Raw genomic sequence first — 25720 nt, 5'->3', positions numbered from 1 at the left:
TTTGTCTGAGTAAGAGCATGCCTTAAGGCTGTGTTAGTTATTGACCATAATCCTCGCTGCATAGCCGACGCCCATTTTTTTCGTGCGCATATGGCACTCAGGACACGTGTGTGGGCGATTGAGGGAATGTAGGCAGTAAGGATTCTGTGCTGCCGTTTGAAGGCATTGGAATCTACCCAGGCACTCACTGATCGAAGCCGTCTCGTGATTTTAGTGGTCAGGTGAATCATGTGAGATGCTCGACGACGACCTGATTGCGCCCGCGGCGTTTGCCGAGGTAAAGAGAGTCATCGGCTCGCTGCAGGATACCCCCTTCCGTATCGTCATCCTCGGCAAAATCGGCAATGCCACAGGTAACGGATACGTAGAAAACTTCGCCTGCATCGGTGCTGAAGGCCATCTCGGCGAGTGCTTCCCGGATCTCTTCCGCCACCCCGGCAGCATCATCCACCGAAATATCGAACAGCAGTACCGAAAATTCCTCGCCGCCCAGGCGTCCCACAACATCCGTTTGTCTGAAGCGCGCCTTGAAAAGAGCGCTGAGCTCCTTCAGTACCCGATCTCCCATGGCATGACCGTAGGTATCATTGACCATTTTGAAGTGATCAATATCCAGGAGAAGAACGACGGCATTTTGATCGCTACGCTGATAATGGGCGAAGGCTTGCTTGAGCCTCTTCATGAAATAACGTCGGTTGTAGATGCCGGTCATGTCATCGGTGATGGCCTGTGTTCTCAGCTTTTCCTCGAGTTCCTTGTGCTCGGTAATATCGCGCACCACACCGACCAGGATACCCAGGTCGTCGGGAGGAGTATTGTCCGAAACTTCACGTAACCAACGGACACTGCCATCAGGGGGAATGATGCGGTACGTGATGTCATGGAAACCGGTTAGGCGCATGGGGTACAGACTTTTTTCCACCCTCTCCCTGTCATGTGGGTGAACCATGGTCAGGAACGCACCGTTGTCGGGGGAAAAGGTCAGAGGGTCAACACCAAAGAGCTCGTATACGACATCGGACCAGAATACTTCGCCCGTCGACAGAGTTTTTTTCCAGTAGCCAAGCTTCTCGACTCTCAGGACCTCCTGGAGCGTGCGGGCATGCACTTGCCACTCTTCCAGTGTCGAGGGTTCATCGAAGGATTGGGAACGCCCCGAGGCACTGTTATTTCTGCTTGTTGAGGATGACGAAGGTTTAGTCATGGCGACTCCCACCAGGGTTGAGGAAAGGAAAAACACCAGGGAGGGAAGCTTTCTTGTAGCGGAAAGCCATCCCGATCGGTCATGACAGGCGACACCACGTCGTCAGTCACCAATTTTCCGACCTGCTGTGCCCTGGCCGGGAGTCGAGAAACCCCTGGATCTTGCCGGCATCGACTGGGCGGCTGAACAGGTACCCCTGCAGTGCATCGCAGCCCAGTTCGTGGAGTAGGCCATGTTGCGCCGCGGACTCGACGCCCTCGCCGACGACCTTGAGGCCGAGTCCGTGGGAAATGCGAATGATGCCCGTGACCAGGTCGACGGCCTTCTGGTCATGGGTCAGCCCATCGATGAAACTCTTGTCGATCTTGAGCGTGTCGATGGGCAATCGCTTGAGATAGTTCAGGGAGGAATAGCCGGTGCCGAAGTCATCCAGAGCCAGGGCGATGCCGTGACCCTGGAGGCGGCACATGGTCTGGACCGCCTGATCGATATCGGTGAGCAGGCTTTCCTCGGTCAGCTCCAGCATCAGTCGTTCAGGCGCCAGGTTGTGCTCCTTGAGCGTCTGGAGGACGTGGTCGACGAAATTCGGCTGATAGAACTGGTTGGCGGGAATATTGATCGCCAGCCTCAGGGGGGGATCGCCCGGCTTGAGGGGCCAGTCCATCGCGTTCTGGCAGACGACCCGGAGCGACCAGTCCGTCAGTAGCCGTGACAATCGGGGATTGCGTTCGGCAATCGGAACGAACTCCCCGGGACTCACATGGCCGAGCTCCGCATCGTGCCAGCGTGCCAGCGCCTCGAAACCGATCACGTCGCTGCCGTCAGCCAGCATGATGGGTTGATAGTGCTGGATCAGCTTGCCATCCCGCAGGGCCGGTTCGAGGCGTTGTTCTATCCAGTGCCGGCGTACGGCACTGGCCTCGGTCTCATGGGTGAAGACATGCATGCCTTCCAGGGTACTGGGGCCCTTGAGGGCGGCCCTGGCCCGTTCCAGCAGGTCATCGGGACTGGTGCCATCATCGGGGGAGACGCTGACGCCGACATCGATGTCCGGTCGTAGCGTATGACCCTCCAGGTCAATCGCCCTGTTCAGCTTGTTGACGATGGGCGTTATCACGCTGAAGAGGTCACGCACCGAGAACATCGAGACGACCGCCGCGAAGCGATCATCTCCCATGTGACCCGCTGCCTGGATCTTGATGTCCGGGGCCGTCAGACGATCCGCCAGAGACTGCAGGACGGCGTCCCGGTTGCCACGCCCATGGATACGGCTGATCTCGTCGAGATTGTTGAGGCGCAGGTGCAGTACCGCCAGGTGGTGGGACTCCGTTTCGGCCAGGCGAATCAGGTTATCCAGGGTGTCCCCGAACAGAACCTCGTTGGGAAGTCCCGTGCGGACATTGCGTTGGGTCACATGATTGACGTGCCGGCGGACGTTGACCAGTTCGGCATAGAGGTGGATCTGCTCCTCGACGATCTTGCCAAAATTTTTCAGCCAAGATCGCTCTACATCGTTGATCTGGCGTGGTTTTGTGTCGGTAATGCACAAAGTCCCGATGGGGTGACCCACCGGACCATGCAGCACGACGCCAGCGTAGAAGCGGATATACGGAGATGACACCACCGCTTTATGGCTGCGGAAGAAGTCATCCTGAAGGGCATCAGGAACCTCCAGATAGCTCTTGCCCAGGGCGTGGACGCAGAAGGAGAGGTCGTACGAGGTTTCAGAGGCCTCCATACCCACAGACGACTTGAACCACTGTCGATCTTCATCGATCAAGGAAATCAACGCTGTAGGGACATCGAATATCTGGGACACCAGGCGGGTGTAGCGGTCGAAGCGTTCTTCCGGGGGTGTGTCCAGGATGTCGAGGGCACGGAGTTCGGCAAGCCGCGTATGCTCGTCGATGTCGAGGGTGCTGCCGGAAGAAATGTCATTCATGGGGCTCTCCTGCGGGGAAAACGCCAATATGGGGGGATATCACTCAAATCTCGGCAGGCGATTTCCTCTCAACCGATTGATTTACATATATTTTAATGCGAGTGCTTCCGATCAATATTCGAGGGATAATGCAGGTGGCCGGAATAAGGCGTTGCTCATGGCTTATCAGGATGTCTAGGTCTATTTAACCAGTCATAGTGGTATCCTGAAAGCCTATCTAGGGGTTTTTGTGTATATTGGGAGTCATACTGATGATCACGGATTGCGGCGTTGCAGCACCGGTGACGATCATCGGAGGGCGGCTATCGATGGTTTCCTGCCCGGCATCAACAGGAGTCGCTCGGCTTCGGTAGGGCGTACCGCGTCACAGGTATCAGCTGAGAAGGGGGAGGGAATGGCTCCACATGGCGAATCCGAAAAATCGATCAGGGTCCTAGTCGTCAACAACAGTGGCATGATCCGCGAGGGGTTCTGTCGATTACTCGAGAGTTTTCCTGATATCCAAGTGGTTGCCAGTACCGACCATCTTCATGACCTGGGGGAGATAGCTCGACAACAGCACATCGATGTCGCCCTGGTCGATGCGCTGTTGCCCCAGGAGTCGTGCTTCCAAGCAACTCGACAGTTGCGGGAGAATGGCTCGACAATACGCGTCGTCATCCTGTCGGTCAGTAACGGGATCCACGATGTGAGGCGTGCCCTGGAATCGGGTGCCAGTGGCTTTCTGCTGCAGGACGCCGGTCCCACCGAACTCGAGATGGCCCTCCATGCCGCTGCAACGGGAAAGAAGTTTCTTTGTCCAACGATCATCAGGCAGCTGACCGAGGGGGCTGCTCCCGAGGATGTTTCTAAGCGGGTGGCCGCTGATGAGGGCATGGCGCAGGGCCACGAACAGGTTGATGCCATCATCAATTCCGCTTTGCGTCTGGGTATATTGAGAGGGGATGTCTGATCAGGGTTTTTACGTATACTGCTTTTGTAGTCTGTGCGATACCTTATACATCTATCCATCTCAGCAGAATTCGTGCTAACGAGAGGCCCTTGTCTCCTCTCGTGTTTCTCCATGTCAAGGGATCTGGCATATTTTCATGAGACCTCCAACCGACAATATCCGGGTCCTGCTCGTCGATGAACATCGGCTGGTGCGGTCTGCGATCCGCTACCTGATCGAGAGCTTCGATAACATGGTGGTGGTCGCCGAGGCAGGGTCGGAGCATGAACTCCTGAGCGTAGCTGCCCATCATGAGGCCGATGTGGCATTGATCGATACGGCGGTCGCTTCGTTCAAGAGCCTGGAGTTGCTGACCCGTCTCGACGATCTGTGTCCCGGTATTCGGGTGGTAGCGCTCTCCGCCTATTCCAGTGACACCTATATTCATCACCTCCTGAACGGGGGTGTCTGTGGCTTTCTGCACAGGAATGCGGATGTCAATGAACTGGAAACGGCCATCCAGAAAGCCGCTCAAGGGGAACGCTTCGTCTTTACGGCCATGGAACCGGAGCCGTTCATCGATACCTCCTTGGTGGCAGGTCATGCCGTTGGCCAGGAAAATCCTCTGACATCGCGCCAACGCGAGGTACTGATGCTGGTGGCGACCGGCTTTCGCAGCAAGTCCATTGCCGAGCAGCTCAATGTCAGTGTCAAGACCGTCGAGACTCACCGCGCCGACATCATGCGGCGCCTTGGCGTGCGCCACACGGCCGGCCTGGTGCATGAAGCCATTCGCCTTGGCCTCCTGCCCCTGACACGAAACCGAGACCACTCGGACTGACGTGCGCCAGCAGTGAGGCCGTGTCCCGCTGGGTCGAAGGACTAGCATTGGGAAAGGTGCTCATGCGGCAATGCCACAGGCCTGCCGTTAGAACAGCCTGGCAAGGGTGAAGCGCGTTGTTGAGCAGGCGCATGTCAGCATCATGGCCTAGGGCAGGACGTTCATTCCCAGTACTTGGGATCCGTGCGATCAGTCCCAAGGCTTGCTCACATGGTTGCACCTCCTCGCTCACCAGACGCTGCCAATCCTCGAACAAGGTGGTAGTACATACCCCCGCATGCCGATAAAGCCCCCCCTGGACGTCGAACTCTTGCTGGCTGCCGTTGCAGTCGGAGTTCATCGTGATGCACTCGACGGGGACGCCACGCTGCAAGCGTTCATTCTGTGGCTTTATAGGCGCCCGCTCGGCTACACATCGTGTAACAGCTTGATCATGCCCGGCTAACAAGGAATTCCTGCCTTCCCTGTTCGGACTCACGGAGAATAGCGAACATGGTATGCTCGATCAGACCTATACCTAGACGCTCTGCCGGGGCCCATCAACGTGATCTCTCCCGACCCTTTTGCCACCGCCGACTCCCAGGCCTGGCACCAGCGCCTAGCCCAGCTGATCCGAAACGCCGGCAGCAGCAGTTTTCCCTCTCTGCTAGAGCAGGCTCTCAACGAGCTGGCAGGCTTTGACACCATTCTGATCAATACCTATAAAGGCCAGCACCGTCCCCTGCTGATCCATGACAACTACCCACCGGAGCGCCGGGAGCAGGGTATCGAGCGCTACTTGAGCGAGGCGTACCTCCTCGACCCCTTCTTCATGGCCGTCCACGATGGTCTTGATCGCAGTGCCCACCGTCTTCGCGAACTGGCCCCAGACCGTTTCGAGAACAGCGACTACTTCCACCACTACTACCGCGCCCTTGGCCTCACTGACGAGGTCGGCCTCTTTGCTCGGGTCGACGGCGACGTGGTGATGGTCGTATCCCTTGGCTTCCGCGGCGACGGGGCCCGAGTGACACGGCGCGTCATGCTCGCGCTGCGACACGTCACACCTGTCATTGACGCTCTTCTGAGCGAATACTGGAAATGGCAGGGTCATAGCTTCCAGGCAAGCCTGGAAGAGCGTGAACCGGTAGAGGCCGCCTTCGAAAGCTTTGGCCAGGAAGCACTGACACAGCGCGAACGGGAGATCGTGCGGTATCTGCTGGCGGGGCACTCCACCAAGTCGGCGGCCCGTGAGCTCGACATCAGCGACGGGACCGTCAGGGTCCACCGCAAGCACATTTACCAGCGCCTCAACATCTCCAGCCAATCGCAGTTGTTCCGGCTGTTCCTGGATCATGTGGCGCTGGTCTCACGCCAGCGGTAGGCGGCTTGTCAAGCGACCTCGGCGAATCGTGAAGCGTCATGCCTCGCCGAGCACCATTGTTGGCAACACCGCTAATCAGATATCGCCCGCCATGCCTGGCACACGATAAATCAGCTGGCGACCTCGAGGGGAAGCCAGCTGAACAAGGGAAGCATGCAACAAACGAAAATGTTCAGGGCGAGAGTGTCATCCAAACGCTCTTGAGATCGGAGTACTCCTCCAACGAGTGGTGGGACTTGTCCCGGCCGTTGCCCGACTGCTTGACGCCGCCAAAGGGCACCGTCTGGTCCATGTCCGCCCAGTTGTTGACGAACACCTGGCCCGAGCGCAGCCGACGAGTGACGCGCATGATGCGGTCGATGTCCTGGCTCCACAGCCCGGCCGCCAGACCGTAATCGCTGTCGTTGGCGAGCCGTACGGCCTCGTCCTCGCTGTCGAAGCCGAACACCGACAGCACCGGGCCGAAGATCTCCTCGCGGCCAATGGCCATGGCGTCGGTGACATCGTCGAACACCGTCGGCGGAATAAACAGCCCCGGACCATCCAGTGGCTGGCCGCGGGTGCGGAGGGTCGCCCCCTCCTCCACCCCACGGCGAATATAGTCGAGCACCCGCTCATACTGAGCTTGGTCGACAATCGCCCCCATGAAACTGGCAGGGTCCAGCGGGTCACCGGGCTGCATGCGCTCGGCGGCGGCCAGCACTTTCTCCACGAAGGCTTCACGGATCGTATTCTCGACCAGCAGCCGCGAGCCGGCGATGCATACTTCGCCCTGGTTGTGGAAGATTGCCGCAGCGGCATGTTCGGCCACCCGGTCCAGGTTCTTGCAATCGGCAAAGACGATATTGGGGCTCTTGCCACCGCATTCCAGAAAGACCTTCTTGAGGTTCGACTGGCCGGCGTACTGCATCAACTGCTTGCCAACGCCGGTGGAGCCGGTGAAGGCCAGGCAGTCGACATCCATCGATAGCGCCAGCGCCTTTCCCACACTGTGGCCATAGCCCGGCAGCACCTGGAAGACGCCGCGGGGCAGCCCCGCCTCACGGGCCAGCTGGGCCAGGCGCAGCGCGGAAAGCGGCGACTTCTCCGAGGGCTTCAAGATGACGCTGTTACCGGCGGCGAGCGCTGGGGCGATCTTCCAGGCAGTCATCATCAGCGGGAAGTTCCAGGGCACGATGGAGGCCACCACGCCCAGCGGCTCGCGTAGCACCAGGCCCAAAGCGTCGTCACCGGTGGGGGCGACCTCGCCGTAGAGCTTGTCGATGGACTCGGCGTGATGGCGCAGGCAGGCTACGGCGCCGGACATATCGCCAAGCGAGCTTCCGACCGGCTTGCCCATGTCCAGGGTGTCGAGCAGTGCCAGCTCGTGCCGGTTGGCCTCCATCAGGTCGGCCAGTCGCAGCAGCACCTTCTTTCGCCGCCCCGGTGCCAGCCGCGACCAGGCGCCGCCATCAAAGGCCTGCCGGGCGGCAGACACGGCAGCCTCGGCATCGGCGACGTCGCAGCTCGCCACCTCGGCGAGAACCTCGCCGGTAGCCGGGTTGGTGGTGGAGAGGGTCGCGCCGTCGGCGGCATCGACGAAGGCATCATCGATATAGGCGCGGGTCTCGAGGACCAGCGAGTCGGCCAGTGCCTGCCATTCGGCACGGCTCCGAGGAGATTTGCGATGTTCGGTCATAACGGGCTCCCGTGATCAGGTCGGACGGTTGGCACGCGCCAGCATGGCGTCGCAGAGCACCTGGGTGCCCAGGGCGCAGTGCTCCGGGGTGGCGTACTCAGCCTCGTTGTGGCTGATGCCGTCACGGCAGGGGATGAAGATCATCGAGGTGGGAGCAACGCGCGACACATAAACGGCGTCATGCCCGGCGCCGCTCATCATGCGTCGATAGCGCACACCCAGTGCCTGGGTCGCGGCTTCCACGGCTGCGATACACTCGGGGGCGAATTCCACCACCGGCGAGGCCCAGATGCGCTGCTGGGACACGGCCACACCGAAGGCTTCGCCCGCGGCAGCCATCTCGCACTCGAACCATGACTGGAGGGCATCCAGCTCGGCCTCCACCACGTGCCTCAGGTCAACGGTGAGGTGCACCTCCCCCGGGATGACGTTGCGAGAGGCAGCGGTGATGTCCAGGCAGCCGCAAGTGACCTTAGTGGCCCCGCTGGTATCGGACAAGGCGTGGACCTGCAGCCGGTCGATCAGCCGTGCTGCCGCTGCCAGGGCGTCATGACGCAACCGCATCGGAGTGGGACCGGCATGGGCCGACTGGCCGGAAAAGGTGACATCGAACCACCGCATGCCCTGGACGCCGGTAACCACGCCGACAGACTCGCCTGCCTCCTCGAGCACGGGCCCCTGCTCGATATGCAGTTCGAAGAATCCGTCCAGCCGTGGCTCGCCTACCGGCATGTCGCCGGCGAAGCCACAGCTCTCCAGCGCCTCGCCTAGCGTCACGCCATCGGCATCACGGCGACTCAGGGTATCGTCGACGGAGAACTCACCGGCGTAGGTGCCCGAGGCGACCATCGCCGGCGCAAAGCGGCTACCCTCCTCGTTGGTCCACACCACCAGTTCGAGGGGACGTTCGGTGACGATGCCCCGGTCGTGCAGACAGCGGAAGACCTCGAGCCCGCCCAGCACGCCGAGGATGCCATCGAAGCGACCGCCCTTGGGCTGAGTATCCAGATGGCTACCCGTCGCGACCGGAGCGAGATCCGAATGACGGCCCTCGCGGCGGATGAAAAGGTTACCGACTTGATCCACCCGCCAGGTGCAGCCGATCGCCTCGCACCAATCGAGCAGAAGTCGTCGGCCGGCAGCGTCTTCGGGAGTCAGGGCCAGGCGGCAATTGCCGCCATTGGCGGTGGGGCCGATTTCGGCCATGGCCATCAGCGTGCTCCACAGCCGCTGGCCGTCGATGGAAATCGTCATGGTTTGCCTCTCCGGTCGTTGTTAGAGCAGGGCAACCACCGCTGCACGCGTCGATTGGCACTGGTGTCAGGTCAACAGTGAGACGTTGACCTGTCGACGGATCTGTACCAAGCGACAACACAAGCGATAGCCCTGTTGATAGGGAGCATTGCGTGTCTGGGAATCACCTTATGAGGGAGGGGTGAGCCCCCGATATACCCCAATTAGGATATGTTCCGCCCTCCCCGGCTCTGACTAGGCTGACCTCCACACGACAGGAGGCAACGCCATGACCACAACAAGCACCCGTCCGACGACCGACCGCGCCAAACTCGATGCCAAGGCCCTGTGGCGAAAGGACAAGGACCACTTCATCCACCCCTTCACCGACTTCAGCGTCTTCCATGACCAAGGCTGCGACCTGATCACCGATAGCGACGGCATCTACGTCGAGGATGCCAAGGGCAACCGCTTCATCGACGGGATCGCCGGGCTATGGTGCGTCAACGTCGGTCACGGACGTGCCGAAATCGGCCAGGCCATGGCCGATCAGGCCACTCGCATGGCCTACTTCTCGACCTTCAACAACCTGTCCAACGCCCCGGCCGCGGAACTTGCCGCCAAGCTCGCTGAGCTGGCACCCGAGCATCTCAATCACGTCTTCTACAGCTGTGGTGGCTCGGCGGCCAACGACGCCACCATTCGCCTGGTGCACTACTACTTCAACCGCCTGGGCAAGCCGGAAAAGAAACGCATCCTCTCGCGTAACAACGCCTACCATGGCACCACCTACCTGGCCGCCACCCTGACCGGCATCGCGAGCAACAACTGGGACTTCGACACCCTCGACCACCTGGTGACCCACCTCAGCGAGGCCAACTGCTATCGCCGCCCCGAAGGCATGAGCGAGGCAGAGTACTGCGACCACCTGGTGGCAGAATTCGAGGAGGCGATCGAGCGCATCGGGGCAGAGAATATTGCCGCCTTCATCGCCGAGCCGATCATGGGCGCCGGCGGAGTGCTGGTGGCGCCAAGGGGATATCATGCACGCATGCAGGCGGTCTGCCGCGCCAACAACATCCTGTTCATCGCCGACGAGGTGGTCACCGGCTTCGGTCGCCTGGGGCACTTCTTCGCCTCCGAGGCGGTGTTCGAGACCCGGCCTGACATCATCAACTGCGCCAAGGGACTGTCCTCGGGCTATGCCCCACTGGGCGCGACCCTGATCTCCGACGAAATCTACGAGGTGCTGGGCACGCCTCAACGCAAGGGGGGCGTGCTGAGCACCGGCTTCACCTACTCAGGCCATCCGGTGAGCTGTGCCGCTGCCCTCAAGAACATCGAGATCATCGAGCGCGAGGGGATCTGCAAGAATGTCCGCGAGGTGGGGCCCTACCTCGAGGAACAGCTCCGGACCCTGTCGCACCACACCACAGTGGGTGACGTGCGCGGCAGCCACTTCATGATGTGCCTGGAGAATGTGGCCGACAAGGCCACCAAGGAGCTGCTGCCAGTAGAGGCGCGGGTCGGGGACCGGATCGCCTTCGAGGCTCAGAAACGCGGCTTGATCATCCGTCCGGTGGGCCATCTGAACATCGTCTCGCCGCCGCTGATCTGGACCCGCGAAACCGTCGACCGGGTGGTCGCGATCCTCGACGAGGCGCTGACGGCTGCCACAGCCTCTCTGCGCGAGGACGGCTACCTCTGACCGCCGTCGCGGCGTCCCGGCGGGGACGCCGCCCTTTCCCATCCCGCTTACCCGACAACGACAACTAGAGACGAACCATGGAAATCTTCGGCGCCTGGAGCTTGCTCCCCACCCTGGTGGTGCTGGGCATGGCCATCCTGACACGACGTACCATTGAATCGCTGCTGGCCGGCACCCTGGTCGGCCTGCTGATGATCGACCCGACCACCGTGATCACCCAAGGATCTGACATCCTGCTCGGCGTGCTGGGCAACGATACCGTCACCTGGATAATTCTGGTCTGCGGCCTGTTCGGAAGCCTGATCGCCCTGCTGGTGAAGACCGGCGGAGTGCTCAGCTTCGGCGACACCATGACCCGGCGCATCCACACCAAGCACCAGAGCCTGCTGACCACCTGGTTCCTGGGCCTGATCATTTTCGTCGACGATTACTTGAATGCCCTGACCATCAGCGCCTCGATGAAGAAGATCACCGACCGCTTCAACATCTCCCGGGAAAAACTGGCCTACATCGTAGACTCCACGGCGGCTCCGGTGTGCATCCTGGTACCCTTCTCCACCTGGGCGGTGTTCTTCGGTGGCCTGCTGGAGGAAAACGACGTGACCGGCAATGGCATGGGCCTGTACATATCGGCCATTCCCTACATGTTCTATGCCTGGGTGGCCGCGGCCATCGTCCCGCTGGTGGCGGTTGGCTTGATTCCCGACATCGGGCCGATGAAGGCCGCCGAGGCCCGTGCCGCCGGCGGCCAATTGATGCCAGCGGGCGTCGACGACGACGCGCTGGAGGTAGACGAGAACCAGCCACGCCCGCACCTGCTAAATTTCCTGTTGCCCATCGCCAGCCTGATCTTCTTCACCTGGTACTTCGATATCGACATCCTGCGCGGCGTGATCGTCGCCCTCGCAGTTACCCTGGTGCTGATCGGCATCCAGCGGCTGCTGAGCTTTCACGATACCTTCGATACCGCCCTCGATGGCTTCAAGGCCATGATCATGCCGCTCGGCACCCTGGTGGCCGGATTCACCCTCAAGGAAGTCAACGACGTGCTGGGGCTGACCGACTTCGTGATCACCACGGTGCAGCCGCTAATGAGCCCGGGGATGCTGCCGGCGGTGGTCTTCGTGACCATGGCCTTCTTGGCCTTTGCTACCGGGTCCTTCTGGGGACTGTTCGCCGTGGCAATGCCCATCGTGCTGCCGCTGGCGTCGAGCATGGATGCCCATATGCCCCTGGTGATCGGTGCGCTGATCTCCGCCAGCGCATTCGGCAGCCACGCCTGCTTCTACGGTGACTCCACTGTGCTGTCCGCCCAGGGCAGCGGCTGCACTCCCATGGCCCACGCCCTGACCCAGTTGCCCTATGTGCTGATTGCCGCAGCCATTGCCACTGTTGTATTCCTGATAGTCGGCCACCTGTGAGAGATGCCATGACAACACACGATCATCTGGGCGTCCCGGCGGGCGCCTCCCACGGGACCCCGGCCGAACAGGGCTTTGCCATGCCGGCCGAGTTTGCCCCCCACGACGCTTGCTGGATGCTCTGGCCACAGCGACCCGACACCTGGCGCTATGGGGCCAAGCCGGCCCAGCTGGCCTTCGCCGAGGTAGCCTGTGCCATCGCCGAGAGCGAGACGGTGTTCGTCGGCGTCAACGACGAACAGTACGAGAATGCTCGCAACCAGCTGCCCGACCATATCCGCGTGATAGAGCTTTCCAGCAACGATGCCTGGATGAGAGACATGGGCCCCACCTTCCTGACCCACCCCGACGGCCGCCTGGCCATGGTGGACTGGGTCTTTAACGCTTGGGGCGGCCTCGAGGGGGGCCTCTACTTTCCCTGGGACAAGGACAAGCGCATCCGCACCAAGATCGCCGAGATGCTGGGCATCCCGCGCTTCGTAGCGCCGGCGGTGATCGAGGGCGGCGCATTCCATGTGGATGGCGAGGGCACCTTGATCACCACCGAGGAGTGCCTACTCAACGCTAACCGCAACCCGGAACTGGACCGCGCCACGATGGAAGCTTTGCTCTGGGACTACCTCGGCGTGGAGAAGGTGATCTGGCTGCCTCGAGGCTGCCACTTGGACGAGACCGATGGCCACGTGGACAACCTCTGCTGCTTCGTCGCCCCAGGCCAAGTAGCCCTGACGTGGTGCGACGACGAGACGGATCCCCAATACACCATCACAAGAGAAGCCCTGAAGGTGCTGGAGGCTGCCCGCGACGCTAGGGGTAGGCCACTGGCCGTGCACAAGCTGCCCCAGCCTGCCCCCCTCTATATCGCCGAGGACGAGGCCAGCGGCCTGGACCGCCTGAGCAGCTCTCATCCGCGCCAGCCAGGTGATCGCATGGCGGGCTCCTATGTCAATTTCTATATCGGCAACTCAGTAGTGGTGATGCCCTTCTTGGACGCCGCCCATGACGAACAAGCCCGTGAGATCCTGCAAGGGCTCTTCCCCGACAAGAGGGTGATCGGAGTGCCGGCTCGGGAGATCTTGCTCGGTGGCGGCAATATCCACTGCATCACCCAGCAGCAGCCGCGGCCCTGAGGGGAGCGATGCTGGAGCGACTGGAGGGGATGCTGCGTGACCTGCTGGTCCGGTGGGGGGTGAGCTGGTTGAATTTGGCGGCGAAGCTGGCCATGTGCATCTGCTATTCGAGATTCCTCCGACCGTGAAGCTTTCCGACCTGGTCAAGAACCTAAAGTCCGTCACAGCCCGCCGGATGCGCAGAGAGTTGGCCGCTGAGATTGGAAGCCCTACTTCTGGAATCGGGCTTATGCCCTGATCAGCGTTGGCGGCCGGCACAACATCGAGACGCTGCTGCGCTACATAGAAAACCAGGACGATCCTCGCAAGCTCGGGCAGCCGCTTGACTAGCGCATCACGCTTCGCGTCGATGCGCAGGATGTGCGGCTGATTTGCTCAATTGCGAGGGAAGCGCGCTTCCAGATCGGCGACCTGCTCGGGGCTCAGGCAGCGCGGGTTTTGGCCGCGCAACAGCAGAAACAGCTTGGCGGTTTCCTCGAGTTCCTCTGTGGCGTAGAGCGCGGCTTCCAGCGTCTTACCCGCGACTACTGGCCCGTGGTTGGCCAACAGGACCGCGCTGTGCTGACCGGCCAGGGAGCCCACGGCGTCGCCCAAGGTAGGGTCGCCGGGGATATGGTAGGGCACCAGCGGCAGCTTGCCGACGCGCATCACGTAGTAGGCGGTGAGCGGCGGGATACAGTCACAAGTGTCGATATCGGGCAGGCAGGAGACCGCCACCGAGTGGGTGGAGTGGAGATGAACGATGGCCTCGGACTGAGGTCTCTCGGCATACATCGCCATGTGCAGGAAGCTCTCCTTGGTCGGCTTGTCGCCGTTTAGCAGACAACCTTCGCGATCCAGGCGCGAGATGCGCGCCGGGTCGAGCCGCCCCAGGCAGGCGTTGGTCGGGGTCATCAGCCAGCCGCCGTCCTCGGTGCGCACGCTGATATTGCCGCTAGAGCCCATGGTCAAGCCACGTTCGAACAGCGACTTGCCGTACACCACGATCTGCTCGCGCAGGCGATTCTCGTCATGTTGGGTCATGTCAGCACCTCGAAGGCCCGTGTGAAGAAGTCGACGCCCCCGGAATTGCCTGATTTAAGCGCCAGCGACAGCGGCGCAGCACGTCCGGCCAGCGGCGCTTGGGTCCAGGGCACGCCGGGGTCGATCTGATGGCCGATGCGCAACTGCCTGATACCCAGCGCAGAAACCACCGCGCCGGAGGTTTCGCCGCCGGCCACCACCAGGCGCCCCACGCCCTCCCCCATCAGGGTTTTCGCCAGGCTGGCCATGGCCTCCTCGACGACTCGCCCCGCAGCCTCCGTTCCCAGCTCCTGCTGTGCCTGCTGGACACGCTCCGGCGACGCCGAGGCAAAGATCAGCAGCGGCTCGTCTGCTCGCGCACCAGATCGGCGTCGCGCATGGGGTTGAGCGGGTGGTGCTCCATCCCGCTGTCGTTGAGCAGCCGATCACCAACGAACAGGTGACCCTGATAGACGGTGCGGTGGTTGGTCGGAAATGCGGGCACCATCACGGTCTGGCGACTGCCCAGTCGCTCCAGCAGGGCATCGCTCACCGGGCCGATATTGCCCACGTCGGTGGAGTCGAAAGTGGAGCAATACTTAAAGAAGAATTGCCGCGCGCCCTGCCTCTTCAGCCACTCCAGCGCTGCCAGGGAGTCCGCGATGGCTTGGTCAACAGGACAGGAGCGCGACTTGAGCGCCACCACCACCGCGTCGACGTCGCCCAGTGCCAGCTCCCCTTTGGGCACGCCGATCACCTGCACACAGCGCATGCCGCCACGCACCAGGTTGTTGGCCAGGTCCGTGGCGCCGGTGAAGTCATCGGCGATCGCCCCTAGGATAATGCTCATGCGGTTACCTCCCGAGTTGCAGTGCTTTGCTTGTTGTCGTCGCCTCAAGGAGCGGGGTGGGACGTGCCGCGCTTGACCCGCGCCAACAGATCCTCCCCGCCGATCTGGCCGCCCTTGAGCACCACCTCCAGCCCGTCGATCGGCGAGTCCGTGGCCACCAGGCGGCACAGATGGCCGCCCTGGGCCTCGTCGAAGGCCGCCAGCTCCAGAGCATCGGCACCGAGTTGGCGCATGGCATGGCTCGAGGTATCACCACCGGCGAAGACGACCCGTTGAATGTCGCCGGCGTCTCGCAGCTCGCGGGTCAGGCGGGCGAAGACCTCACCTACGGCCGTCGCCAGGCGTTCGGTGGAAAGATCAACGATCACATCCGCCTCGCTGCGCGTGGTCGCCACGGCGACATCGCGGCCCTCGCCGAACATCGCCGCCACCTGGCCGGCGAGCCGCCGGGCTAGGCCTGGTGCATCGCGTAACGCCTCCTCGGGCGGCAGCGACAGGACACCACCGCCAAGCGATTCGAAATGCGCCAGTTGGGCGCGGGTCTGTGGCGAACAACTGCCGGACAGCACCAGCAGCCGCGCCACGCCGGGATAGGTAGTGGGCAACGGGGGGCGTTCCATCGTGTCGCGGGTCACGGCTCGGCCCACGGCATCGGCCAGCCCCTGGGCGGCTACCGCCAGCGTGGGGCGGTGATCGGCCAGGCGCAGGATCAACTCGGCAGCCTGCTGCAGCTCAGCCTGATCGGTGGCATCGAGGACCGCGAAGCGTTCCGCCTCGATGGCCGACCACAACGCCTGCCAGCCCCCATCCGCCTGACGATAGTCGAGCAGTGTCACCGCTGCCGGCGCAATTGTCGTCTGCGCGGCCAGATGGCGGCGCAGGTCTGCCTCGGTCATTGGAGTCGAGGGGTGATAGGCCATGGCCGGATTCTGGTCCAGTCGACAGATCTCGCCCTGATAGCGCGTGAACAGGTGGGAAAATGCCGTGAATCGTCCGAAGGCCGGCGTGGCGGGCAACACCGGCAGGGCGCAGCCCGGCCAGCGCTGGCGGGCCAGTTCCATCACGTGGCCGATGCTGCCCACCGTCGGCGACGAGTCGAAGGTCGAGCAGACCTTGAACTGCATGAGCTGGGGGGCAAGCGCCTCGATGACCGCCAGCGCCGGCTCGACCTCCACGGTCATCGCCCCCGGCGCCAGTCCGCGGGCCGTGCCCGCCAGCCCGACCACGTCCAGCTCTGGCGCCATATCGAGAATTGCCTCACGCCCGGCACTGGAGAAGAAAAGCCGGCCGCGCAACCCATGGCGGCTGAACTGTGCCAGGTTTTCTGTCGAACCGGTGAAATCGTCGCCATAGAAGGCCGCCAGCAGTCGCGTCATTGTTGCCTCCCTCCAGTCAGGGGGTCAGGTGCTCTCTCGCACGCTCAGTTCATATCCAATATCGACACGGGATGAGGCGAGCGACCGGCCCTCAAGCCTCGTCAACAGCAACCTCGCCGCCTCCACGCCCATCCCGAAACGCGGCACTGTCACGGTGGTTAGACGCGGCGTCAGGTGCTCGCCCAGCGACAGGCCCAGATAGCCACCGATGGCGATATCCTGCGGCACCCGTATGCCGCGCCTATTGGCTTCCAGGATCGCCCCGGCGGCCAGGTTGTCGTTGGCGAAGTGCATCGCCTCGAGATCGGGACGCGCCTCCAGCGCCTCGAGGAACAACTGCCGGCCCAGTTCATACGACGAGGGCTCGTCATGCTGAAACAGCAGTCCGCTCTCCACCCCGGCGGCCTCCAGCACCTCGCGATGTCCTTCGTAACGCTCACGGGCACGATAATCGCGCGCCATGCCCATGCCGGTCCCCAGGAAGGCAATGCGCCGATAACCCCGATCCAGCAGGTGCTGGGCCATACAGGCCCCGGCGCCGGCGTTATCAATGCCCACGTTCATGTCGATACACGGCTCGCCCAGTTCCATGATCTCGACCACCGGGCGCCCCCAGGCCTTCAGCCGATGCGCGGCGCGCTCGCGATGGCGCAGCCCGGTCAGGATCACCCCGGAGGGCGAATATCCAAGCACCGAGTCGATCAGCGCCGCCTCGCGGTCCAAATCAAAGTCAGTCGAGCCCAGCAACACCTGGTAACCAGCGGCCTCCAGGGTTTGCTGAATGCCGTGTATCACCTCGATAAAGGTCAGGATCGACAGCGACGGGACCACCACTGGAATCACCCGGGTGCCCGCCGAGGCCAGGCCGCCGGCGATCAGGTTCGGCACATAGCCCAGCGCCTCCACCGCGCGGTCGATGCGTTCGCGCAAGCGAGCCGAGACCTTCTCCGGTGTGTTCAAGGCGCGCGACACCGTGATCGGGGCGGCGCCTGCCTCCTTGGCCACGTCTTCGATGGTCACGCGGTTGTTGCCGCGATGCCGGCGCCTTCCCCGCGCGCCCTCCTTGTCAGTCGCCATGCTTCCCCCCTCCAGCCCGGCTCGGGTTCCTTTCAGTCTATCCTATGATGAACATTATGGTAGCGCTACCAAATAACCCGTGCTAGCTTTCTTGGAACAATGACAATCACCGCTTCCCCCTGGGAAGAGGGAAAGGACTGAATACACCGTCGCGTGAAATGAAGCGCAGGGCGCGCAGGAGCCCCAGCTTATGGTTATTAGCTGGGACGGCCGAGCACCGCGGCAACGCAGCGATTCATCCCGCAGGCAGTTATTCAGCGTTTCCAGAGGAGCACGCACATGGCGTCAGTCATATCGCCAGGGGCCATGCCCCGCTTCAGCGCCAGCTATCTCGTCGAAACACCGCTCGACCCCGAGCGTGCCGCCGCGGCCATGGCCGGTGAGCAGTCTTCCGGTACCTTTCTCAAGCTCGCCGGGGAGACCGACGCCCTGCGGGAACGCCACGCCGCTCGGGTCGAAGCGGTGGTACCGCTGGAAACCACGAAGTCGCCGTCACTGCCCGGCGCTCTACCCGGCGAGACCTATCAGCGGGCCGAGGTCACCCTGTCATGGCCGCTCGAGAACATCGGTGCCAGCCTGCCTAACCTGATGGCGACGGTCCTCGGCAACCTCACCGAATTGCGCGAACTCTCCGGCTTTCGGCTCACGGACGTCGCCCTGCCGGACGAGTTCATCGAAGCGATGCCAGGGCCTCAGTTCTCCATCCCTGGCACGCGGCTCCTCGCCGGCGTGGATCACGGCCCGCTGATCGGCACCATCATCAAGCCTAGCGTGGGCCTATCGCCCGAGGACACGGCGGACCTGGTCCGCCAACTGGTCGAGGCCGGTATCGACTTCATCAAGGATGACGAACTGATCGCCGATCCCCCCTATTCGCCGCTGGCCGAGCGTGTCCCCGCGATCATGCGGGTGATCGAGGAGCACGCCCAGTGCACCGGGCGAAAGCCCATGTACGCCTTCAACATCACCGGTGAAATCGATGAGATGCGCCGGCGCCACGACCTGGTCCGCGACCATGGCGGCACTTGCGTCATGGCCAGCGTCAACTGGATAGGCATGAGCTCACTGGTGGCGTTGCGGCGTCATGCGCAACTGCCGATCCACGGCCACCGCAATGGTTGGGGGTTGTTCTATCGCCACCCGCATCTCGGTATCGACTACCGCGCCTACCAGGCATTGCTGCGCCTGGCTGGGGCCGACCATCTGCATGTCAACGGCCTGGCCAGCAAGTTCGTCGAGGCCGATAGCTCAGTGATCGACTCGGCCTTGGCCTGCCTCACCCCGTTGCTCGAGACGTCGAACCGCGACGATCGTGCCATGCCGGTATTCTCTTCGGCCCAGACCATCCATCAGGCGCCTGCCACCTACGCGGCGCTGCGTTCTACCGACCTGATATACACCTGCGGCGGCGGCATCATGGGCCATCCCAGTGGCGTGGCCGCCGGCTGCCATAGCATTCGCGCCGCCTGGGAGGCCACCGTAAGCGGTGCCACACTGGAGGAGCACGCCACACAGGAACCCGACCTCGCGGTCGCGTTGCGGGCCTATCCAAGCCCGTTTTCAGGATGAATCGGCGTTCATGCAAACCAAGCTCATCAACCGCACAAGGGTAACCAGCATGAAGACAATAAAAGCAAGCGGCATCGCCTTCGCCGGCCTCTTCACCTTAGGTGTCACAGCCAACGCCTCGGCCGAAGACATTGCAATCGCCATCCACGTCGAACCCTCGCACGCCATGTTCAAGGTGGGCGAGCGACTCAAGGAAAGCATCGAGGAACAGACCGACGGCGATTTCTCGGTCACGTTATTGGGGACCGAAGTGGGCGGAGAGCGTGACCATCTCGAGGGCGCCAGCTACGGCGAATACAACATAGCCTTGGGTGGCTCCATGCCCATGACCCTGTACGCCGAGGAGTTCGCCGCCGCCGACCTTCCCTTCGTCTACAGCTCCAGCGAACAGGCCCGCGAAGTCTACACCGGCGAGACCGGCGAGCTGCTCAACGAACAGCTGATCGCCAACGGCAACATGCGCTTGGTTGGGCTATCCGCACGCAACCCTCGCAATTTGACGTCCAACTTCCCTGTCGAGACGCCGGAGGACGTCCAAGAGGTACGTATGCGGGTGCCTGAGATCGCCCCCTGGATCCAGATCTGGGAAGAGATCGGCGCCCTGCCCAGCCCCATCGCCTGGCCCGAGGTCTACACCTCGCTACAGACCGGCGTGATCGAGATGCAGGAGAACCCGGTCGACCTGATCCATGCCGGCAAGATCTTCGAGGTGCAGAGCCACATCAACCGCACCGAGCATGTCTATTCCTTCTTCCACTGGCTGATGAACGAGGACTTCTACCAAGGGCTTTCGGAGGAGAACCGGGAAATCATCATTGGCGCAATAGAAGAGGCCACCAGTTGGGGTAACGATATGGTTGCCGATGGCCAGGCTGAGCTCTACGAGGAACTCAAGGGACTCGGCATGACCGTGGTCGAGCCGGATGTGGCCGCCTTCCGCAGCGCTGCTGAACCCGCCATTCGCGACATCGCTGAAAGCTATCACCCCGCGGTACGCGAGTACGTGCTGTCACTGGTCGAATGAACAGCAGGGCGATCCGCCGCCACCGGTGGGTCGCCCCCTCCCCATAATCACGCACCCCGCTCTCGGAGGCGCCCGTGAAAACCACGGATCGCATTACCCGTGCCCTCGACCTTTTCTGGAAATTGCTGACCGGCGTGGTCATGACGGCATTCGCTCTGATGCTGGTCATCATGGCCATCCAAGTCATCTCGCGCTACGTCCTAGGCATCGCAGTGTCATGGACAGACGAAGCCTCGCGCTACCTGTTCCTGGCCGAAATCTTCCTGGGCTCGGTGCTCGCGCTGCGTTACCAGGAACACATCCGCATCACCATCGTCACCGACATCCTTAGCCCGTCACTGCGCAACATCGCCGCCAGTGTGGCGGACGTTATCTGCCTGTTGGTGCTGCTGATGCTGGTGGTCGGAGCCTGGAACATGATGGACCGCACGGCCGGCGTCATGGCCAGCACCTTTCGCATGAGCTTTTCCTACATCTACCTGATACAGATGATTTCCGCGCTGCTGATGATCGGGCTGCTGCTCGGCGACCTCTACCGGCGAATCGCTGGCGGCCCCACCATCACCGAAGAAGGCAGGAGTGATTAATCATGGAAGTCTTCGTCATCATGTTCGTCGGCCTGATCATTCTGCTGATGCTGGGGGTACCGGTGGCATTCGCCATGATCGCCTCCTCGGCCCTGGTACTGGGTTATACCCGCGGCTTCGACGCCATCCCCATGGAGATGATCTCCCAGCGCACACTGTACGGGGTCAACAGTTTCACCCTACTGGCCATCCCCGCCTTTCTGCTCATCGGCCGCTTGATGAACAGCGCCGGAATCTCCGATCGCGTCTTCGATGTCGCCCGGACCATGGTCGGCCACCTCAAAGGTGGACTGGGGCATGTCAACGTCGTCGCCAGCATGCTGTTCGCGGGCATGTCGGGCTCGGCCGTCGCCGATGCCGGCGGGCTGGGAGCGCTGGAGATCAAGGCGATGGAAGACGACGGATATCCGACCGGCTTCAGCGCCGCCGTCACCGCCAGCTCGGCGACCATCGGCCCGATCATTCCGCCCAGCATCCCCGCCGTCATCTACGGGGCCCTGGCCAATGCCTCGATTGCTGCCATCTTCCTGGCCTCGATCATCCCCGGTTTGTTCATGGGGCTGGGATTGATGGCGATGGTCGCCATCATCTCGCATCGGCGCGGGTTCCCCACCCGGCCCAGGGCGCGCCTGAGCGAATTCACCCTCGCCATCACGCGGGGGCTGCTCCCTATGCTGACGCCTCTTATCATTATCGTGGGCATTCTTTCGGGCGTATTCACCCCCACCGAGGCCTCGGTTGTCGCACTGCTCTATTGCCTGATCATTTCGTTTCTGGTCTATCGTTCGATCAGCATCCGGGAATTCCTGGAGATCCTGCGCGCCACCGCCATCGATACTGCTGCGCTGCTGTTCATCATCGCCGGCAGTGCACTGTACAGCTGGGTCCTGGCACGTTACCAGGTCACCGCCCTTGTAGCCGACTTCCTGCTCGCCACCGTGACCAACCCGCTCTCGTTGCTGCTGCTGCTGGCCTTGTTCATCCTGCTGATCGGACTGTTCATCGATTCGGTGCCGGCGCTATTCCTGCTCACTCCCCTACTGGTCCCGGTGGTGGTGCAGTACGGCATCGACCCGGTGCATTTCGGGGTGATCATGATCTTCACCCTGATGATCGGGTTAATCACGCCGCCCGTCGGCACCGTGCTGTTCACCATACAGAAGATCACCGGCATGTCCTTTGCCGGCCTGGTACGAGAGACGCTGCCGTTCTACATCCCGCTGCTGCTGGTGTTGCTTATCATCATCTGTTTCCCAGCTGTGGTGATGTTCCTTCCAGACCTGGTACTCAACTAACTGACTCCACGACCTGAAACCATAAGGAGATTCACCCCATGTCCGTACTGATCACGGGAGGACTCGGCCACGTCGGCTCCTGGGTAGCCTACCAACTGGCCAAGCAAGGCAAGCGGATCATCATCGCCGACATGGCCGCCGGCCACTTCGACCGCCTGGGGCTCGACTACCTGGAGGAGGTGCGCGACCAGCTGGTGCTGGAAAGTGTTGACGTGCTCGACTATCACAGCATGTTTGAGCTAATGCTGCGCCATCGCGACGATCTAGAAGGCGTGATCCACGGCGTTTCTGTCATCGCCGGGCCGCACTTCCAGCAGCGCCCCTTCAAGCACATCTCGATCAATGCCACCGGCACCCTCAACGTGTTCGAGATTTGTCGCATCCTGGGCATCGACAAAGTCGTCAACATGAGCTCCGGTGCAGTCTATGGCGATGCCCCGGGGCCACAGAACGAAGCGACCCCCTACAAGGCTACGGATCTCTACGGCGCTACCAAAATCTCGGCTGAGCTCTACGGCCTGCAGTACAGCGACACCTATGGCATGGACGTGCGCAATGCGCGGCTGTTCTTTGTCTACGGCCCCGGCAAGCGTCCGTCTCATATGCATAAGGTCTACCAGGCGCTATTCGGCCCCCTGGAAGGGCTTGACGATATCCAGGCGCCCAACGGCTCCGAGCAGGCCCTGGACTGGACCCATGTGCACGATACGGCGGCCGGCATCGTCAAGTTGTTCGAGAAGGACAGCGTCGTCCACCGCAATTTCAACATCTCCAGCGGGGTCCCCGTCGACCACCTGCAAATCGTCGAGCACGTCGCCGATATCACTGGCAAGCGCGCCAGCGTCACGCTCGGCCCTGGCCCCTTCGTGGTCAGGGGCACGCCGCTGGACATCACCCTGGCCCAACAGGAACTCGGCTTCACTCCCAAGTTCACGGACATCCGCGAAGGCATCCGCGACTACTGGCAGTGGCTGAAAGCCAACGCCGACTGAGGGGGCCAAGCCCTCCCTGCGGTGGCCCCCATTCGCTGAACCACCTGACAGGCGAGCTAAGCCCTGATATCAGCCAGCAATCGTGGACGGGTACATCAGGCGACGCAGCCTCTGGCGAGGCAACCCACCAAGACGATGACGCCGCTCAGGTGAGAGGCATCGGTGGTGTTGCCTGCAGCATGAGCGTCAGAACGAGACGTCGAACACCAGCGGGACGATGGTGTAGAGCGCCACCATGATCACCAGCAGGCCGATCACGTTGAGCCAGATGCCGGCGCGGAACATGTTCTTGATCGGCAGATCCCCGGCGGCGAAGGGCATCGCGTTGGATGGTGTCGCCACTGGGAGCATGAAGGCGCAGCTGGCGGCGAAGGTCACCACGATGGTCATCAAAAAGGGCTCGATGCCCAGGCCGACGGCAATGCCTCCCATGATCGGGAACAAGACGGACGCCGTGGCGGTGTTGCTGGTCAGCTCGGTCAGCTCGGTCAGCAGGATGTATCGGGTCGGAGGGGGGCTAGCCCTGAGGGATCCCCACGAATTCATCGATATCCACCACTTTCATGCTGAGCACTGGCCTCTTGCTGGATGAGGTCGGCCAGATCATGGAGCCGCGATCCAGATGGCAGACACGGCAGATGCAATATTATTTCATGCCCAACACGCCAGAGCGATAAGATCGAGCGCGATCTAATGCTGTTGATCTGAAACTGCTTACTCTGTCCATCATGTCGGACCTTCAGCCCGCACGCTAGTATCACTAGGCTGGGCAACATGGCGATCATCAACAAAATTTCGATTCGCCGCACGCAGGACATAATATCGGCCTCGGTAGTCTACTGGTGACCAGTCCACCAGGATACGTGGGTGCCTCATCCTACCGATGTACAGGCGCGCCACATGCCAATAGAACAACGGTCGCTCCTGCTGAAAATGAGGATTGCCGAGCAATCTATCCATGCGCTTAATGGCATGCTTGGGAGTAGTGTCGCCCGGTAGATGACGCCCCAAGGCGGTGAGCCCCAGGCGCTGTCCAGCCAGCAGTGCCTGCACGCTATCAAGAACAGCGTTCAGGCGAAGGGAATGGATGACCTGGGCTGAATCCGACAATATCTTGTGCAATTCGGGTCATCTGCATGGGCTCCTCGGCATAATGATGGTTTGGCGATTAACAACATGCCTGCCCATATAGACTTTTTTTAAACTTAATATGCTGATTTTCTCATTTTATTCCTAGGGATCCCTTAGGGACGTTCCCCGATTTCCCGCCCGCTAGGCGCCTCGACCGGCGGTGAAGGTTTGGCGTGGATGAAGATCGCTGTCGAGCAAGGTCACGTCGGCATCATGCCCAGCGTAAGCGGCCATTCCGGCAGAAGGTCCGGTAGACTAAAGCATTATGTTCGCTTACGAACAGATGAGCCGCCATTGGTTGCGTAGAGTGACATCAAATATTGTGAAGGGACTGCCTGTTACAGGAAATTTCATCATTCGGAAGGAGAAGGTGATGTCACATCTTATGGATCTAAGTGCGTATGAGTTCGGAGGTGCTAGCAATAATAACCATCTGGCAGACTTGGACGAATTCGGGTCAAACCCGGGCGGACTGAATGCCAAGATATATATACCGGCGGATTTGCCCGCCGGTGCACCGCTCGTCGTCGTTCTACATGGTTGTAAACAGACAGCAGCGAAGTACGACGAGGGTGCCGGCTGGTCTGAAATTGCTGACCAATATGGCGTTGCATTGCTTTTTCCCGAGCAGCGGCGCTTGAACAATTGGCTTCTAGGTTTCAATTGGTTCAAGCCTAGCGACAGCAATCGCGGCGCTGGCGAGCCACTCTCCATTCTTCATATGGTTGAACAAGTGGTCAGAGATCATGGCATCGACCCCGAGCGTATCTTCATCACAGGATTGTCCGCAGGCGGCGCCATGACGTCGGTCATGCTTGCGACCTACCCGGAAATCTTTGCTGGCGGCGCCATCATCGCCGGTTTGCCTTATGGCAGTGCCTACACAACCTTGGCGGCACTACGCCGAATGAAGGGTCGCGGATCCCCGACAGCACAACAGCTTGAAACACGGCTGCGTAATGCCTCGGCGCATGAGGGGCCTTGGCCAACACTGTCGGTCTGGCATGGAAGCTGTGACCATACGGTTGATGCCTCGAACGCCAACGCAATCCTCGGGCAGTGGCGAGCGCTTCATGATCTTGAGAAAAAGCCATCTAGTACACACATCATCAATGGCTATCCCCGGCGAGTATGGAGTGATGTCGAGGGTCACGATCTTATTGAAGAATACAATATTAGCGGGATGGGACACGGCACACCGCTGAAAACGCATGGTAAAAAGAGTTACGGCTCGAGAGGCGCGTTCATGCTTGATGTGAATATCTCTTCCACGCGTCACATTGCTGACTTCTGGGGCTTGAGTGCAGCGTGAAGTGCTCCAATTGGAGCGGACACCCCTATAAGCCTCATAATGGAGGCAATGAAG

At 61.4% G+C, this 25720-nt stretch carries 21 protein-coding genes and 2 pseudogenes; 14 read left to right on the top strand and 9 right to left on the bottom strand.

The window, feature by feature from the left end; translation table 11 throughout:
* Positions 1-226: 226 nt before the first annotated feature.
* A complete protein-coding gene (locus QLQ86_RS06510; RefSeq protein ID WP_282816294.1) occupies positions 227-1204 on the bottom strand; it encodes a GGDEF domain-containing protein in 978 nt (325 codons plus the stop codon).
* Positions 1205-1310: 106 nt separating this feature from the next.
* Positions 1311-3146 carry a putative bifunctional diguanylate cyclase/phosphodiesterase gene (locus QLQ86_RS06505; protein ID WP_282816293.1) on the bottom strand — a complete coding sequence of 612 codons (1836 nt, stop codon included), beginning with the start codon at positions 3144-3146 and terminating at the stop codon, positions 1311-1313.
* 394 nt (positions 3147-3540) lie between these two features.
* Between QLQ86_RS06505 and QLQ86_RS06500 the strand changes: the two genes are divergently transcribed.
* The 3 genes from QLQ86_RS06500 (at position 3541) to QLQ86_RS06490 (ending at position 6281) form a co-directional block, all read left to right on the top strand.
* Positions 3541-4098 carry a response regulator gene (locus tag QLQ86_RS06500; RefSeq protein ID WP_282816292.1) on the top strand — a complete coding sequence of 186 codons (558 nt, stop codon included), beginning with the start codon at positions 3541-3543 and terminating at the stop codon, positions 4096-4098.
* Positions 4099-4234: 136 nt separating this feature from the next.
* Positions 4235-4918: a LuxR C-terminal-related transcriptional regulator gene (locus QLQ86_RS06495; RefSeq protein ID WP_282816291.1), complete on the top strand. Its 684-nt coding sequence runs from the start codon at positions 4235-4237 to the stop codon at positions 4916-4918.
* Positions 4919-5462: 544 nt separating this feature from the next.
* On the top strand, positions 5463-6281 hold the full coding sequence (locus QLQ86_RS06490) for a helix-turn-helix transcriptional regulator (protein ID WP_282816290.1): 819 nt from the start codon (positions 5463-5465) through the stop codon (positions 6279-6281).
* A 172-nt stretch (positions 6282-6453) separates the two neighbouring features.
* On the opposite strand, the gene QLQ86_RS06485 is transcribed toward QLQ86_RS06490, so the two are convergent.
* Positions 6454-7959 (bottom strand): aldehyde dehydrogenase, encoded by a 1506-nt coding sequence (locus tag QLQ86_RS06485; protein WP_282816289.1) that lies wholly within the window; start codon positions 7957-7959, stop codon positions 6454-6456.
* Positions 7960-7974: 15 nt separating this feature from the next.
* On the bottom strand, positions 7975-9213 hold the full coding sequence (locus QLQ86_RS06480; protein WP_282736051.1) for a M20 family metallo-hydrolase: 1239 nt from the start codon (positions 9211-9213) through the stop codon (positions 7975-7977).
* Between the two features lie 268 nt (positions 9214-9481).
* Between QLQ86_RS06480 and QLQ86_RS06475 the strand changes: the two genes are divergently transcribed.
* The 5 genes and pseudogenes from QLQ86_RS06475 to QLQ86_RS20140 all read left to right on the top strand — a co-directional run.
* Positions 9482-10900 (top strand): aminotransferase, encoded by a 1419-nt coding sequence (locus QLQ86_RS06475; protein WP_282816288.1) that lies wholly within the window; start codon positions 9482-9484, stop codon positions 10898-10900.
* Positions 10901-10977: 77 nt separating this feature from the next.
* A complete protein-coding gene (locus QLQ86_RS06470; protein WP_282816287.1) occupies positions 10978-12321 on the top strand; it encodes a Na+/H+ antiporter NhaC family protein in 1344 nt (447 codons plus the stop codon).
* An 8-nt stretch (positions 12322-12329) separates the two neighbouring features.
* Positions 12330-13451, top strand: coding sequence for an agmatine deiminase (aguA, locus tag QLQ86_RS06465; RefSeq protein WP_282816286.1), 1122 nt, complete (start codon positions 12330-12332; stop codon positions 13449-13451).
* A 52-nt stretch (positions 13452-13503) separates the two neighbouring features.
* Positions 13504-13689 carry a transposase gene (locus tag QLQ86_RS20145; RefSeq protein ID WP_407650050.1) on the top strand — a complete coding sequence of 62 codons (186 nt, stop codon included), beginning with the start codon at positions 13504-13506 and terminating at the stop codon, positions 13687-13689.
* Positions 13665-13781, top strand: a pseudogene (locus QLQ86_RS20140) (hypothetical protein); the annotation flags it as partial. The gene QLQ86_RS20145 and the pseudogene QLQ86_RS20140, both read left to right, overlap by 25 nt.
* 45 nt (positions 13782-13826) lie before the next feature.
* On the opposite strand, the gene otnC reads toward QLQ86_RS20140, so the two are convergent.
* From otnC to QLQ86_RS06445, 4 genes and pseudogenes are all read right to left on the bottom strand, one after another.
* Complete coding sequence (gene otnC, locus QLQ86_RS06460; protein WP_282736055.1) at positions 13827-14474, bottom strand: 3-oxo-tetronate 4-phosphate decarboxylase; 648 nt, start codon at positions 14472-14474, stop codon at positions 13827-13829.
* Positions 14471-15303, bottom strand: a pseudogene (locus QLQ86_RS06455) (four-carbon acid sugar kinase family protein). Before QLQ86_RS06455 ends, otnC begins: the two are co-directional and overlap by 4 nt.
* Positions 15304-15347: 44 nt before the next feature.
* Positions 15348-16679, bottom strand: coding sequence for a four-carbon acid sugar kinase family protein (locus QLQ86_RS06450; RefSeq protein ID WP_282736056.1), 1332 nt, complete (start codon positions 16677-16679; stop codon positions 15348-15350).
* A gap of 24 nt (positions 16680-16703) precedes the next feature.
* Positions 16704-17756, bottom strand: a complete 1053-nt coding sequence (locus tag QLQ86_RS06445; RefSeq protein ID WP_282736057.1) for a LacI family DNA-binding transcriptional regulator — start codon at positions 17754-17756, stop codon at positions 16704-16706.
* 279 nt (positions 17757-18035) lie between these two features.
* Between QLQ86_RS06445 and QLQ86_RS06440 the strand changes: the two genes are divergently transcribed.
* From QLQ86_RS06440 to QLQ86_RS06420, 5 genes are all read left to right on the top strand, one after another.
* On the top strand, positions 18036-19325 hold the full coding sequence (locus tag QLQ86_RS06440) for a ribulose-bisphosphate carboxylase large subunit family protein (protein ID WP_282816285.1): 1290 nt from the start codon (positions 18036-18038) through the stop codon (positions 19323-19325).
* A gap of 10 nt (positions 19326-19335) precedes the next feature.
* Positions 19336-20349, top strand: a complete 1014-nt coding sequence (locus QLQ86_RS06435) for a TRAP transporter substrate-binding protein (protein ID WP_282816284.1) — start codon at positions 19336-19338, stop codon at positions 20347-20349.
* Between the two features lie 74 nt (positions 20350-20423).
* Positions 20424-20936 carry a TRAP transporter small permease gene (locus QLQ86_RS06430; RefSeq protein WP_282736060.1) on the top strand — a complete coding sequence of 171 codons (513 nt, stop codon included), beginning with the start codon at positions 20424-20426 and terminating at the stop codon, positions 20934-20936.
* A gap of 2 nt (positions 20937-20938) precedes the next feature.
* Positions 20939-22231 (top strand): TRAP transporter large permease, encoded by a 1293-nt coding sequence (locus tag QLQ86_RS06425; RefSeq protein ID WP_282736061.1) that lies wholly within the window; start codon positions 20939-20941, stop codon positions 22229-22231.
* Positions 22232-22269: 38 nt separating this feature from the next.
* Positions 22270-23223 (top strand): NAD-dependent epimerase/dehydratase family protein, encoded by a 954-nt coding sequence (locus tag QLQ86_RS06420; protein WP_282736062.1) that lies wholly within the window; start codon positions 22270-22272, stop codon positions 23221-23223.
* Positions 23224-23409: 186 nt separating this feature from the next.
* On the opposite strand, the gene QLQ86_RS06415 is transcribed toward QLQ86_RS06420, so the two are convergent.
* Positions 23410-23769, bottom strand: coding sequence for an SLC13 family permease (locus tag QLQ86_RS06415; RefSeq protein ID WP_282816283.1), 360 nt, complete (start codon positions 23767-23769; stop codon positions 23410-23412).
* Positions 23770-24619: 850 nt separating this feature from the next.
* Here QLQ86_RS06415 and QLQ86_RS06410 point away from each other — a divergent pair.
* Entirely contained in the window at positions 24620-25666 is a 1047-nt protein-coding gene (locus tag QLQ86_RS06410; RefSeq protein WP_282816282.1) for an extracellular catalytic domain type 1 short-chain-length polyhydroxyalkanoate depolymerase, read from the top strand.
* Positions 25667-25720 lie beyond the last annotated feature (54 nt).

This window comes from Halomonas rhizosphaerae (assembly GCF_030012485.1).
In the GTDB taxonomy this organism is placed as follows: domain Bacteria; phylum Pseudomonadota; class Gammaproteobacteria; order Pseudomonadales; family Halomonadaceae; genus Halomonas; species Halomonas rhizosphaerae.
The sequence above is the reverse complement of the archived record's forward strand: the minus strand, read 5'-3'. Positions and strand labels throughout refer to the sequence as shown.

Coding starts and splice junctions, on each gene's coding strand:
- QLQ86_RS06510 (WP_282816294.1), bottom strand. CDS start 1,204: ATGACTAAACCTTCGTCATCCTCAACAAGCAGAAATAACAGTGCCTCG.
- QLQ86_RS06505 (WP_282816293.1), bottom strand. CDS start 3,146: ATGAATGACATTTCTTCCGGCAGCACCCTCGACATCGACGAGCATACG.
- QLQ86_RS06500 (WP_282816292.1), top strand. CDS start 3,541: ATGGCTCCACATGGCGAATCCGAAAAATCGATCAGGGTCCTAGTCGTC.
- QLQ86_RS06495 (WP_282816291.1), top strand. CDS start 4,235: ATGAGACCTCCAACCGACAATATCCGGGTCCTGCTCGTCGATGAACAT.
- QLQ86_RS06485 (WP_282816289.1), bottom strand. CDS start 7,959: ATGACCGAACATCGCAAATCTCCTCGGAGCCGTGCCGAATGGCAGGCA.
- QLQ86_RS06480 (WP_282736051.1), bottom strand. CDS start 9,213: ATGACGATTTCCATCGACGGCCAGCGGCTGTGGAGCACGCTGATGGCC.
- QLQ86_RS06475 (WP_282816288.1), top strand. CDS start 9,482: ATGACCACAACAAGCACCCGTCCGACGACCGACCGCGCCAAACTCGAT.
- QLQ86_RS06470 (WP_282816287.1), top strand. CDS start 10,978: ATGGAAATCTTCGGCGCCTGGAGCTTGCTCCCCACCCTGGTGGTGCTG.
- aguA (WP_282816286.1), top strand. CDS start 12,330: ATGACAACACACGATCATCTGGGCGTCCCGGCGGGCGCCTCCCACGGG.
- otnC (WP_282736055.1), bottom strand. CDS start 14,474: ATGACCCAACATGACGAGAATCGCCTGCGCGAGCAGATCGTGGTGTAC.
- QLQ86_RS06450 (WP_282736056.1), bottom strand. CDS start 16,679: ATGACGCGACTGCTGGCGGCCTTCTATGGCGACGATTTCACCGGTTCG.
- QLQ86_RS06445 (WP_282736057.1), bottom strand. CDS start 17,756: ATGGCGACTGACAAGGAGGGCGCGCGGGGAAGGCGCCGGCATCGCGGC.
- QLQ86_RS06440 (WP_282816285.1), top strand. CDS start 18,036: ATGGCGTCAGTCATATCGCCAGGGGCCATGCCCCGCTTCAGCGCCAGC.
- QLQ86_RS06435 (WP_282816284.1), top strand. CDS start 19,336: ATGCAAACCAAGCTCATCAACCGCACAAGGGTAACCAGCATGAAGACA.
- QLQ86_RS06425 (WP_282736061.1), top strand. CDS start 20,939: ATGGAAGTCTTCGTCATCATGTTCGTCGGCCTGATCATTCTGCTGATG.
- QLQ86_RS06420 (WP_282736062.1), top strand. CDS start 22,270: ATGTCCGTACTGATCACGGGAGGACTCGGCCACGTCGGCTCCTGGGTA.
- QLQ86_RS06415 (WP_282816283.1), bottom strand. CDS start 23,769: ATGAATTCGTGGGGATCCCTCAGGGCTAGCCCCCCTCCGACCCGATAC.
- QLQ86_RS06410 (WP_282816282.1), top strand. CDS start 24,620: ATGTTCGCTTACGAACAGATGAGCCGCCATTGGTTGCGTAGAGTGACA.